Origin of the sequence: Amedibacterium intestinale (genome assembly GCF_010537335.1) — a bacterium.
Taxonomy (GTDB): Bacteria; Bacillota_I; Bacilli_A; order Erysipelotrichales; family Erysipelotrichaceae; genus Amedibacterium; species Amedibacterium intestinale.
Genome location: NZ_AP019711.1, coordinates 749,357 through 762,073, shown reverse-complemented (window position 1 = coordinate 762,073; position 12,717 = coordinate 749,357). Strand labels below are relative to the sequence as shown.

Sequence of the window (12,717 nt, the reverse complement as noted above, 5' to 3'; positions counted from 1 at the left end):
CTTTACATTTATAGAATAGCATCGCAATTGTTGAAAGTCAAATAAAAATTATTGAAATAACAGTTGACAAGTTAAAAACCAGCGTTATAATAAAGTTGTAATTGTTGAAACAACAACATAAAAAGAAAGGGGTTTTCGAAATGAAAGCAAAAGCAGTAAGATTACATGGGGCAAATGATTTACGTTTAGACGAATTTGAATTGCCAGAAATCAAAGACGACGAAATTCTGGTTAAAGTCGTATCTGACAGTGTTTGTATGTCCACATACAAATGTGCTATACTGGGAGAGAAACACAAACGAGTTCATGAAGATGTAGCAGATCATCCAGCTATTATGGGTCATGAAATGGCAGGAGATATTGTTAAAGTAGGCGCAAAACATCAGGATAAATTTAAACCTGGTATGAAATTTACTTTGCAGCCAGCATTAAATTATAAAGGAACAATGTGGTCTCCTGGATATTCTTATGAATTCTTTGGAGGGGATGCAACATACTGTATCATTCCTGCAGAAGTAATGGAACTTGGATGTATGTTGGAATACAAGGGACGTGCTTACTATGAAGCTAGTTTAGCAGAACCTATGTCTTGCAGCATCGGGGCATTTAATGCAAACTATCATACACAGATGGGTGTTTATGAACACCAGATGGGTATTAAAGAAGGTGGAAAACTTGCAATTCTTGCAGGAGCTGGACCAATGGGACTTGGAGCTTTGACATATGCACTTCATCGTGATGTTCGTCCTGGTATGGTGGTAGTTACTGATTTGAACCAGGATCGTTTGGATCGTGCAGAACACTTATTCCCAGTGGAAGAAGCAAAAGCTGAGGGTATTGAACTTCACTTTGTAAATACTGGAAATATGGAAGATCCAGCAAAAGAATTATTAGAAATTACTGGTGGAACTGGATTTGATGATGTATTCTGTTATGCACCAGTTGCTGCAGTTGTGGAATTATCAAGTACAGTTTTGGGACGTGATGGATGTTTGAATTTCTTTGCAGGTCCAACAGACAATAAATTTAGTGCAAAAATGAATTTTTACGATGTACACTATAACTCTACACATGTTATGGGGACAACAGGTGGAAACACTGCTGATATGATTGAATCACTGGAATTAACTGCACAGAACCGCATCAATCCAGCTGTTATGGTTACGCACATTGGTGGTTTGGATGCTGCTGCAGAAACAACATTAAATTTACCTAAAATTCCAGGTGGAAAGAAATTGATTTATACACACTTGAGTATGCCATTGATTGCTTTAAGCGATTTACGTACAAAAGCTGATGAAGATCCACGTTATGCTAAATTAGCTGATATCGTAGATGAACATAAAGGTTTATGGTGTCCAGAAGCAGAAGAATATTTATTGGCAAACTTTATTGAATAATTTATGTTAGAATCCTATTTCCTTATAGGCAGCCTAACATAAGGAAATAGGAGGTTAAATGAATGGAAGTTATGGAACAAAGACGAAATGAGATCGTAGCATTTGTTAATGAACAGGGACAGGTTAGTTTTTCCCAATTAAAAGAAAAATTTCCAACTGTTTCAGAAATGACTTTGCGTACAGATTTAAAAATATTAGATCAAAACCAACAACTTGTTCGAATTCATGGGGGAGCAAAATCTCTTGTAGAAGTAGTAGGAACAGAAGATTTCTTAAAACTTCGATTTGTCAGAAACACAGAGGATAAAAAAATAATTGCTCATAAAGCAAAACAGTTAATCAAAGGAAATCAAACAATTTTCCTGGATTCTGGTAGTACAACAACAATGCTCGCAACAGAGTTTGAAGATAAACCTAACGTAATTATGACCTCAGGATTAACTTGTGCTATGGAATTAGCAAAATTAAAAGAATCTAGAGTAGTTATGTTGGGTGGGAATATGAATTGCAGATCCATGAGTGTAAATGGTTATAATGCAATTCGTGCTATTGAAAAAGTAAATTTTGATATTGCTTTTATGGGAGTAACACGTTTCGATTATGAAACAGGTTTTACCTGCGAAACTCTAGAAGATGCTGAAATTAAAAGACTTGCTGTAGAAAAGTCAAATAAAGTAGTAGTTTTGATGGATTCATCTAAAATTGGAAAACGTGGTACGTATACAATGTGTAATTTAGATCAAGTTGATGTTGTTGTCTGTGATGATAAACTTCCTGAAAACTTTATAGAAGAATGTAAGGCTCGAGGAATTCTTGTGTACTAAATAAATTATGAGTATCCTTTTATATCCTACATGAGGATATCGAGTCAGAGAGGATAATAATATGAAAACAGCACTTCAGAAATTTGGAAAATTCCTGTCTGCAATGGTAATGCCAAATATTGGAGCATTTATTGCATGGGGATTTATCACTGCTTTATTTATTGCGGATGGGTGGTTGCCAAATGAAAAACTGGCATCTATTCAGCCTTATATGTTAACCTATCTGCTACCTGTATTGATTGCGGCTACCGGAGGTAGAATGGTGGCAAAAGATAGAGGTCTTGTGATGGGGGCGATTGCCATCATGGGATGTATTGCAGGAGTTGGTGGAACAAAAGGACAGCCAATGTTGATGGCCGCAATGGTTATGGGACCTTTTGCTGGTTGGGTAATTAAGAAATTTGACCAGTTGATGGAAGGACACATGCCTGCTGGTTTTGAAATGTTGATCAATAATTTTTCTGTAGGTATCATTGGTATGCTGCTGGCAATATTTGGATATTATTTTATTGGACCAGTTATGACAGCAATCTTAACTGTATTAGCTGGTGGAGTTACCCTTTTAATTAATCATGGTTTACTGCCTTTAGTTGCAATCTTTGTAGAACCAGCAAAAGTATTGTTCTTAAACAATGCAATCAATCATGGTATCTTTACTCCAATTGGTGTTGAACAGGCAGTTGAAACTGGAAAATCTATTATGTATATGCTGGAAGCAAATCCAGGACCAGGTTTAGGAGTACTGCTTGCATATTGGGTATTTTCCAAAGATAAAGCAACAAAAGATTCTGCACCTGGAGCTATTATTATTCATTTTCTAGGGGGGATTCATGAAATCTATTTCCCATATATTTTAATGAATCCAGTTGTAATTATTGCACCAATTGTTGGAAATATTTGTGCAATTGCATTCTTTACATTATTTAACTGTGGATTAAAGGGACCTGCAAGTCCAGGATCTATTATTGCTTTCTTATCCATGGCTCCAAAAGGAGAAACCTTAATGGTGCTTTTAGGTGTTTTGATTGCAACTGGCGTATCCTTTGCAGTTGCTAGTCCTATTATTAAATTATCTAGTGTAAAAGGAAAATCATTGGAAGAAGCACAGGGACAGATGCAAAGTATGAAAGCACAGGCAAAGGGATTAGTGCCAGCAAATGTTTTATCTGCTAAGAAAATTGTATTTGCATGTGATGCAGGTATGGGTTCCAGTGCAATGGGAGCTACAAAATTTAGAAACCGTTTAAAAGCTGTACGTCCTGATCTAATTGTGACAAATACATCTGTTGATAATATTCCAGCAGATTGCGATATAGCAGTTGTACAAACAACGTTGGCAGAACGTGCTGCTAAATCCGCGCCACAGGCAGTATTAATTACCATTGGAAATTTCCTTGCAGATCCAGCTCTTGATGAATTATTCTTCCAGTTATCTACAGGTGACCCATTGATGGTGGAAGTTGAAGAACCTGAAGAAGTTGAAAAAACTCCTGAATCAAAGGATATCTTAAAAATTGAAGGAATTAAGTTAAATCAAAAATCAGTATCTAAAGAAGATGCAATTACAGCTGCTGGACAGTTATTGGCAGATCTGGGTTATGTAGAAGAATCTTATATTCCAGCTATGTTAGAAAGAGAAAAAATCGTTACTACTTATATTGGTATGGGATTAGCAATTCCACATGGTACAACACATGAAAGTGGAATAATTAAGAAAACTGGTATTGTATTATTGCAGTATCCAGAAGGTGTTGATTTCGGTGATGAAAAAGCACAGCTGGTAATTGGTATTGCCGGTATGGGTGGAGAACATATGGAAGTCTTATCTAAAGTATGTATGGCATTGGAAGATGAAGAAGTCTTGGACAAGATGAAAACTACCGATGATAAAGAATGGATACTAAAACAATTATCATAAAGTATGTACGATAAGATAATAAACTATTAAAAGTAAAATTAAGAAAAACAGGTAGAAGGGATCGATTTTTAAAATGGTACTTACTGCCTGTTTTTATGATTTAATTTGAATGTATTATTCATGATTCGAAAATTTAGATAAAAATATTTTATTAAAAAATATAAGAAAGGCATGGAGGAGTAAGAATGATACGAGTTGCTGCATTTTCAGATTTAAACCGTGTTGAAGATAGCTATAAAAAGCATTTTACATATGAAAGAAAGAATGGAGCCTTTACTGTTTTCAAAGAAGTCGTTTATCCTACTCGACAGGATGCAGAAACTGCTTTACAAAATGATGAATTATATATTTGTGAAATAGAGAATGAATACATGGGAAGTATTATATTTTCTAGAAAACAGCCAATAGATTATGAATCTATCAATTGGAAATATCAAACAGACAATAGTAAAATAGCAATCATTCATTTATTGATGGTACGTCCATCAATGAAAGGAAAAGGCATCGCTACAGAACTTATTCGTTTTGCGATTGATCTTGCAAAAGAACAGGGGTGTGAAGTGATTCGGTTAGATACTGGTGAACAAAATATTCCTGCTGTTTCATTATATAAGAAGATGGGTTTTGAAATTGCTGAAATCACATCTATGAATGTCGGTGGAGCAATTGAGCATAAAAATCATCTGTTCATGGAAAGAAAAATAATATCATAATAACGATATCATGATATTGATTTGTCAAAAAAATAAGATTTACTGATGCCGTAGTAAGAAAAGAGCTGTAAGAATGATGGCTAAAAAAGAACCATGTAGTATATTGGTAAAAGAAATACAGAATATTTCAGAGAAGTATTTCAACAATAAGATCAATGATAGCGGACTTACGATGTCGCAAGCTAGAGCTTTATCTATTTTACCGAAATATCTAGAAAAACGATTGACCTTAAAACAATTAGAAAAAGAATTAGATCTTGCACAATCGGTAAATGCTGGAATTGTTAGACGTCTGGAAAGAAAGCAATATATTGAAAGCTTTAAAAATCCATACTTCTTGTATATAACTGAGACAAAATTCATTGACATTGAATTTTATGAGGGATATACTTTATTTGTAATATAAAATACATCGGGGAGCTTGTATGACAGGCTGAGAGGAAGGTATGACCTTCGACCCATATACCTGATTTGGATAATGCCAACGTAGGGACATACCATTTGTTTATTTTGCGGATATGCCATTGGTTGGTGTATCCGTTTTCTGTTATATGGGTACTCCCGAAAGAAAGGAAGAAAAGAAATGTTAGGAAACTGTGTTGAAAATGTAAGAAACAAAATGCCGCTGGTACATAACATTACAAATTATGTAACAGTAAATGATGTAGCAAATGTATTGCTGGCATGTGGAGGAAGTCCCATTATGTCAGATGAACCTATGGATGTAGAAGATATTACTTCTATTTGCGGAGGTTTGAACATCAATATAGGTACATTGAATCAAAGAAGTATTGAAGGAATGTTTTTAGCTGGAAGAAAAGCAAATGAATTAGGTCATATCGTTTTGCTTGATCCTGTTGGTGCAGGAGCGAGTGCACTTCGTACGAATACTGCTTTAAAATTGATGGAAGAAATTTGCTTTGATGTAATTAGGGGAAATATTTCAGAAATCAAAACTTTGGCAAAAGGAAGTGGAACAACAAAAGGAGTAGATGCTGATGTGGCAGATGCTGTTACAGAAGAAAATCTTGATGAAGCTGTAGCTTTTGCGAAAGAATTTGCGAATAATTCAGGAAGTATTGTTGCCATTACTGGAGCAATCGATTTGGTAAGCGATGGAAAAGAGTGCTATGTCATTCGAAATGGAAACCCAGAAATGGGAAAAATCACAGGAACAGGTTGTCAGTTATCTGGATTGATGACAGGATTTTTGGTGGCTAATCCTGATCAAAAATTAGAAGCAGCAGCTGCTGCAGTCTGTGTTATGGGGCTTGCAGGAGAAATTGGATGGAGTCATATGTTAGAATTTGAAGGAAATTCAACTTATAGAAATCGAATTATTGATGCTATCTATCATATGGATAAAGAAACCTTAGATAAGGGAGCAAATTATGAAGTGCGATAAAAAAGATTTGCTGCTTTATGCAGTAACGGATAGAAATTGGTTACATGGAGAAACACTTTATGAACAGGTTGAAAAGGCATTAAAAGGTGGAGCAACTTTTGTTCAGTTAAGAGAAAAACAGTTAGATCAAGAACATTTTCTAGAAGAAGCAAAAGAAATCAAAAAACTATGTAAACAGTATCATGTCCCCTTTGTCATCAATGATAATGTTGAAATAGCAGTTTTGATGGATGCGGATGGTGTCCATGTGGGACAAAGCGACATGGAAGCAGGAAATGTCCGTAAAATGCTAGGAGATGACAAGATTATTGGTGTTTCTGCACAAACAGTGGAACAGGCAGTTCTTGCACAACAAAGAGGTGCAGATTATCTTGGAGTAGGAGCAGTATTTCCAACTGGTTCAAAAGATGATGCTGACGATGTGAGCCATGAAACCCTTAAAGCCATATGTGAAGCAGTACAGATACCTGTTATTGCCATTGGAGGTATTTCTAAAAACAACGTGATGGAACTTGCAGGAAGTGGAATCTGTGGTATTGCTGTAATCAGTGCTATTTTTGCACAGTCAGATATTGAACATGCTGCAAGTGAATTAAAAATTCTGACAGAAAAAATGGTGAACAATGATTAAGGGTGCAATTTTTGATGTTGATGGAACGCTTTTAGATTCTATGGCTATTTGGGAAGAAGCAGGAAAGCGGTATTTAGAGCGTTTGCATATAAAGGCAGAACCAGGATTAAGCAATATTCTTTTTCCTATGAGTTTGGAAGAAGGAGCGTCTTATTTAAAAGAAACATATGAAATTTCGTTAAAAGAAGAAGAAATTGTAAAAGGAATACTGGAAGTTGTAAAAGATTATTACTTTTATGAAGCACCTTTGAAACCAGGTGCAGAAAGTTTTCTAAAAGAAATGTCTCAGAAAAAAATTTCTATGGTCATTGCGACATCTAGTGAAAAAAGCCATATTGAAGCTGCATTTCATAGATTAAACATTGATCAGTATTTTTCAAAGATAATTACTTGCAGTGAAGTGGGAGCAGGCAAAAGCAAACCGGATATTTATCTAAAAGCGCAAGAATTCTTAAATTTCAAGCCAGAAGAAATTTATGTTTTTGAAGATGTACTGCATGCAGTACAAACAGCAAAAAAAGCTGGATTTAAAACGGTAGGTATTTATGATACATCCAGTGAAAAAGATTGGGAAACAATCAAAAAAACAGCAGATATCTTTTTGGAAGATTTACATGATTTTTCATCTTTTTGGAAACAGATATCCTAGAAATATAAGCGCTAAATCGGAGGCACCACTTTTTATCGCTATAGAAAATTAATGTGCTAGAGAAAGGAAGTAGAAATAATGAAAACAGCATTAACAATTGCTGGAAGTGATTCCAGTGGAGGCGCTGGTATTCAGGCAGATATTAAAACGATGATTGCTAATGGAGTATATGCTATGAGTGCGATTACTGCATTAACTGCGCAGAATACTACAGGTGTAAGTGATATTATGGAGGTTACTCCTGATTTTTTAAAAGGACAGTTAGATAGCGTATTTACTGATATTTATCCTGATGCAGTAAAAATAGGAATGGTATCCTCAAGTTCTTTGATTATTGCTATAGCAGAAAAATTAAAAGAATATAAAGCAAAGAATATTGTTGTGGATCCAGTAATGGTAGCAACAAGTGGTTCTAAATTAATCTGTAATGATGCCATTGAAACGCTTAAAAAGAGTTTGTTTCCACTGGCTACTGTTTTAACACCAAACATTCCAGAAGCTGAAGTATTGGCAGAAATACAAATCAAAAATGAAGAAGATATGAAAAATGCAGCTAGAATGATAGGAGATACTTATCATTGTGCAGTTTTATGCAAAGGTGGCCATAAAATCAATGATGCGAATGATTTGCTTTATGTTGAAGGTAATTACCACTGGTTTAAAGGAAAAAGAATTGATAATTCGAATACCCATGGTACAGGCTGTACTTTATCCAGTGCGATTGCTTCTAATTTAGCAAAAGGGTATGATTTAGAAATCTCGGTAGAAAGAGCAAAAGCCTATATATCAGGTGCTCTTGCAGCAATGCTGAATTTGGGAAAAGGAAGTGGTCCCATGGATCATGGATTTGACATACATAGTGAATTTGCAAAGGAGGCAAAAGCATCATGATAGAACGTTTATTAAAAGTTACAGAAAATATCTGGAAACAGTATTATAGTCATCCATTTGTGAAAGGAATCCAAGATGGTACTTTAGATAAAGAAAAGTTTAGATATTATATTATACAAGATTACCTCTATTTAGAAGAATACGCCAAAGTATTCGCAATTGGATTAGCAAAAGCAAAAAGTTTAAGTACAACAAGACTATTTTCAGGATATATTGATACTTTAACAGGTGGAGAAATGGACATCCATAGAGGTTATATGGGAAAATTTGAAGTATCGAAAGAAGAACTGGATAAAACATCTCGCTCATTGGATAATCTTTCATATACATCTTATATGCTTCGTGTTGCTTATGAAGAAGGAGAAGTTGAAATTCTAACAGCCATTCTATCGTGTGCCTATAGCTATGAAGTCATTGCGAAAAATATGATTAAGAATAACCCGTCTTGTATTGATAATGCGTTTTATGGAGAATGGATAAAAGGGTATGCTAGTAAGACTTATGAAGAAGAAAATATACTTTTGATAAATACTTTAAATCAATTAACATTGGAATATACAGAAGAACAGAAAAAACATTTAGAAGATATTTTTATATCCTGTTCAAGATATGAACTTGCTTTCTGGGAAATGGCATGGAAAAATTAGCTGATGTTAAATAAAGTATAGTCGATTTCTATGCGAAGATTCATTAAACTGAATCTAAATAAACTAAGTTACCTGGACAATTTATGGAGTTAAAATAATGAAAAAACAGGAGTTATGCATGATATAATGACATAACTCCTGTTTTGTATGTTAAATTTTAAATTGAACGTCCCATGACTTTCGCTATCTTTCTTCCTTTTTCTACTAATGCATCAAATTTTTCTGGAAGTAAACTTTGTACACCATCACTCATCGCATTTTCTGGATCATCATGAACCTCAATAATAAGTCCATCTGCACCTGCTGCGATAGCTGCCAAAGAGGCAGATTCTACCAGTTTCCAGTCTCCGGTGGCATGGCTTGGATCTATGATGATCGGCAGGTGTGTTTTTTCTTTGATGATAGGAATGACACTAAGATCTAATGTATTTCTTGTATACGGTTCAAAGGTTCGTATGCCTCGCTCACAGAAGATAACATTTGGATTTCCTTCTGACAGGATGTATTCTGCTGCCATGATCCATTCTTCAATTGTGTTGGCAAGTCCTCTTTTTAAAAGGATTGGTTTCTTTGTTTTTCCAACAGCCTTTAACAAGTCAAAGTTTTGCATATTGCGAGCACCAATTTGAATGACATCGACATGTTCGATGAATTCATCCAGCTTATCTGCACTCATAAGTTCACTAACGATAGGAAGTCCAGTTTTTTTACCTGCTTTTTCCATGGCGAGAATCCCTTGTGTTCCCATGCCTTGAAAAGCATAAGGGGAAGTTCTTGGCTTGTAGGCACCACCACGAAGCATACACGCACCTGCCTCTTTTACTTTGTATGCGATACGTTCAATCATTTCTTCACTTTCTACACTGCAAGGTCCTCCAATGACAACGATTGGTTCTTTCCCGCCAATGTGAATACCATTTACATCTATGATGGTATCTTGTGGATGAAACATACGGTTCGCAAGTTTATAAGGTGCCGCAATTCGTTGTACATTTTCTACAAATGGGTGTGCTTTTATAAGCCGTTCATCTAGTTTTGAGGTATCACCGACAAGACCGAAAACATTAAAGGTATCCCCTTGTATCATATTGACAGAAAGTCCTTTGTTTTCAAGACTTCTTAGCAGTTTTTCTGTTTCTTCCTGTTTTGCGTCTTTTTTTAATGTAATAATCATAAACAAAATCTCCTTATATTTCTACAGCTTCCAAGATGATGGATTGATAGGCATGTATCACATCTTCTATGGTTTGTTCAATTGCTTCATTGTTCATCACAACCATGCTTGCATATTTTTGATAAAGCGGATAGCGTTCTTTATGTAAAGACTTTAATGCATCTTCATTTTTTAATAAAGGACGATTAGGATCACTTGTCATAAGTTTGTTGATATCCCGATCAATAAAGATAATAATACCATTTAATCGAAGTGCATCCATATTTTCTTTGTTTTTGATTGTCCCACCGCCAGTCGCAATGATCATGTTATGCATGGCACTTAATTCTTTTGCGACAAGTGTTTCCAGGTGTCGAAATCCTTCTTCACCAAATAAATCAAAAATTTCAGGAATTGTCATTCCTGCTTTTTCAACAATGACATCATCTAAATCAATAAACTTTTTATCCATTCTTTGTTCCAGCATTTTTCCAATCGTTGTTTTTCCTGCACTTGGCATGCCAATTAAGATAATGTTACATTCCTTCATCAGCAATTCTTTGTAAATTTTATCAATGATATCATCATCGATTTTTGTATCCAGGAAATGTTCAACGGCATATTTTGCCTGTGCAACCAGCATCTCTAATCCATTTACACGTTTGATACCTAGTTCTTGTGCTGCAAATGCCAGTTTTGTAAGAATAGGGTTGTATATGACATCAAGCAGTGCTTCACACTGTTTAAAATATTCCAGATGAAGCGGACTGGCATCAATGGATGGAAACATGCCAACCGGGGAAGTGTTGATGATGATTTGTGCATCACTGTGCAAAGCATAACATTCATCATAGGTAATCGTATCTTCCGTTTTTATGATATCAACAATGATCATTTCTTTTGCCTGTTCATGCTTTACAACCGCTTTGACAGCCTGAGCAGCACCGCCATTGCCGATGATCAAAACTTTTTTATCTTTCATATGGATGTTATGGTGGCGAACCATATACAGGAAACCATCAAAATCTGTGTTATGTCCAATTAATTTTCCATTCTTATTCACAATCGTATTAACAGCCCCAATCGATTTTGCCTGCATGTCCATTTCGTCTAAATAGGGAATGACATCTTTTTTATAGGGAATCGTGACATTGATGGCCGCAAAATCTTTTTGTTTCATAAAGGTATGAAACTCATGCTTAGTTAATGGAATTAAATCGTATGTGTAATCTGCAATTTTTTCATGAATTTCTTTGGAAAAGCTATGTCCCAGCTTTTCTCCAATAAGACCATATCTCATATTTTCTACCTCCTGAAAAGCAATGTTCATAAAACAAAAAAAGCATTCCTAACCAATGTTTGAATGCTTGCTTATAAAAACTCTGAAAAAACAGTCTATTATTTTATATGACTGCATTTTCAGAGTTTACGAAAGACATAATAAAATCGTGTAGTTAAGAAAGCTTTGTTTTGCATGAATATCACTCCTGTAACTATATTATAGTCATATAGAGGAAGAAAAACAAGTGCTTTTTCATTTGGATTGAAAACTTTAGAAAGAAAATGAAAACTATTCTATATTATTTACAGTTGCATTTTGAATCAAAAAATTACAAAACGTATGAACAGCAGGGGGAAGATAGCGATTTTTCATAGTTGCCAGATATATGTAGCGCTCATAAGAGGGATTTATAATTTTTAATTTATGTATAGGGAAAGTATCGATTAAAGGAATATCGGGAACGATGGCAATGCCATAATTGATACCTACCAGCCCCATGACAGCACTGTCTTCTTCTACCTCACAGGCAATATGCGGTTCTATATTTACCTTTTCAAATAAGGAATCTAATAAGGGGCGAATTCCACTGCTTTTTGAGTAATATACAAATTTTTCTTCTTTTAGAAGAGATAAATCAATTTCTTTTCGATTGGCATATGGATGGTTGTTTGGGACAATGACAACAAGGTTTTCTTTTACGACAGGAAGAAAGTGGATTTCTTTTTCGTTATGTACATGCGAACAAAGAACAATGTCATACTTTTCTTCTTTTAGCCCTTGAATCAGCTGTGATGTCGTACCTTGATTTAAAGAAAAATGGACATTTTTGTTTTCTTCTATGGATAAAAAGCTTTTTAATAACTGAGGAACAAATCGTGCTCCTAAAGTATAAATAAACCCTAAATCAATTTGTCCGTTTTTTGGAGAAGTTATAGACTGTAACACGCTTTGTCCTTTTTCGATTTGCAGAAGTCCTTCATTGATATAATTATAAAAGATTTTCCCATACTTTGTAAGTTTGATATTGCGACCTTGTTTTCCAAATAAATAAGCATTTAACTCTTCTTCTAAACAATGTATCGCATGTGAAAGGGAAGGCTGTGTAATCTTTAAAAGGGTTGCCGCATGTGTATAGTGTTCCGTTTCCGCAAGGACTTTAAAATAATATAAATAGTTTAAATTCATAAAGTTTCCTCCATTTCAT

The 12,717-nt window shown here is 34.9% G+C and carries 13 protein-coding genes and 1 riboswitch; of the genes, 10 read left to right on the top strand and 3 right to left on the bottom strand.

Features of this window, described 5'->3' with window-relative positions:
• Nucleotides 1–140: 140 nt before the first annotated feature.
• The 10 genes from A9CBEGH2_RS03845 (at nucleotide 141) to tenA (ending at nucleotide 9,078) form a co-directional block, all read left to right on the top strand.
• On the top strand, nucleotides 141–1,400 hold the full coding sequence (locus tag A9CBEGH2_RS03845; protein WP_118361925.1) for a zinc-binding dehydrogenase: 1,260 nt from the start codon (nucleotides 141–143) through the stop codon (nucleotides 1,398–1,400).
• A gap of 62 nt (nucleotides 1,401–1,462) precedes the next feature.
• Nucleotides 1,463–2,224 (top strand): DeoR/GlpR family DNA-binding transcription regulator, encoded by a 762-nt coding sequence (locus tag A9CBEGH2_RS03840; RefSeq protein WP_198668131.1) that lies wholly within the window; start codon nucleotides 1,463–1,465, stop codon nucleotides 2,222–2,224.
• 61 nt (nucleotides 2,225–2,285) lie between these two features.
• Nucleotides 2,286–4,142 carry a PTS mannitol transporter subunit IICBA gene (locus A9CBEGH2_RS03835; protein WP_118361923.1) on the top strand — a complete coding sequence of 619 codons (1,857 nt, stop codon included), beginning with the start codon at nucleotides 2,286–2,288 and terminating at the stop codon, nucleotides 4,140–4,142.
• Nucleotides 4,143–4,327: 185 nt separating this feature from the next.
• On the top strand, nucleotides 4,328–4,855 hold the full coding sequence (locus A9CBEGH2_RS03830) for a GNAT family N-acetyltransferase (protein ID WP_118361921.1): 528 nt from the start codon (nucleotides 4,328–4,330) through the stop codon (nucleotides 4,853–4,855).
• 73 nt (nucleotides 4,856–4,928) lie between these two features.
• The gene (locus tag A9CBEGH2_RS03825; RefSeq protein ID WP_118361919.1) at nucleotides 4,929–5,261 is read left to right on the top strand and encodes a winged helix DNA-binding protein; all 333 of its coding nucleotides are present in this window, start codon (nucleotides 4,929–4,931) and stop codon (nucleotides 5,259–5,261) included.
• Nucleotides 5,259–5,366: riboswitch (TPP riboswitch) on the top strand. Its footprint overlaps the gene before it by 3 nt.
• Nucleotides 5,367–5,438: 72 nt before the next feature.
• Entirely contained in the window at nucleotides 5,439–6,260 is an 822-nt protein-coding gene (gene thiM, locus A9CBEGH2_RS03820) for a hydroxyethylthiazole kinase (RefSeq protein WP_118361917.1), read from the top strand.
• Nucleotides 6,247–6,891 (top strand): thiamine phosphate synthase, encoded by a 645-nt coding sequence (gene thiE / locus A9CBEGH2_RS03815; RefSeq protein ID WP_118361915.1) that lies wholly within the window; start codon nucleotides 6,247–6,249, stop codon nucleotides 6,889–6,891. The genes thiM and thiE overlap by 14 nt, the downstream gene beginning before the upstream one ends.
• Nucleotides 6,884–7,540: an HAD family hydrolase gene (locus A9CBEGH2_RS03810; RefSeq protein WP_118361913.1), complete on the top strand. Its 657-nt coding sequence runs from the start codon at nucleotides 6,884–6,886 to the stop codon at nucleotides 7,538–7,540. Before thiE ends, A9CBEGH2_RS03810 begins: the two co-directional genes overlap by 8 nt.
• 78 nt (nucleotides 7,541–7,618) lie before the next feature.
• Complete coding sequence (gene thiD / locus A9CBEGH2_RS03805) at nucleotides 7,619–8,431, top strand: bifunctional hydroxymethylpyrimidine kinase/phosphomethylpyrimidine kinase (protein WP_118361911.1); 813 nt, start codon at nucleotides 7,619–7,621, stop codon at nucleotides 8,429–8,431.
• A complete protein-coding gene (tenA, locus tag A9CBEGH2_RS03800; protein WP_118361909.1) occupies nucleotides 8,428–9,078 on the top strand; it encodes a thiaminase II in 651 nt (216 codons plus the stop codon). The genes thiD and tenA overlap by 4 nt, the downstream gene beginning before the upstream one ends.
• A gap of 157 nt (nucleotides 9,079–9,235) precedes the next feature.
• Here tenA and aroF read toward each other — a convergent pair whose 3' ends face one another.
• The 3 genes from aroF to A9CBEGH2_RS03785 form a co-directional block, all read right to left on the bottom strand.
• A complete protein-coding gene (gene aroF / locus A9CBEGH2_RS03795; RefSeq protein WP_163051469.1) occupies nucleotides 9,236–10,252 on the bottom strand; it encodes a 3-deoxy-7-phosphoheptulonate synthase in 1,017 nt (338 codons plus the stop codon).
• 13 nt (nucleotides 10,253–10,265) lie between these two features.
• Nucleotides 10,266–11,531, bottom strand: a complete 1,266-nt coding sequence (locus tag A9CBEGH2_RS03790; RefSeq protein WP_118362167.1) for a shikimate kinase — start codon at nucleotides 11,529–11,531, stop codon at nucleotides 10,266–10,268.
• Nucleotides 11,532–11,801: 270 nt separating this feature from the next.
• Nucleotides 11,802–12,698 (bottom strand): LysR family transcriptional regulator, encoded by an 897-nt coding sequence (locus tag A9CBEGH2_RS03785; protein ID WP_163104260.1) that lies wholly within the window; start codon nucleotides 12,696–12,698, stop codon nucleotides 11,802–11,804.
• Between the last annotated feature and the right edge of the window lie 19 nt (nucleotides 12,699–12,717).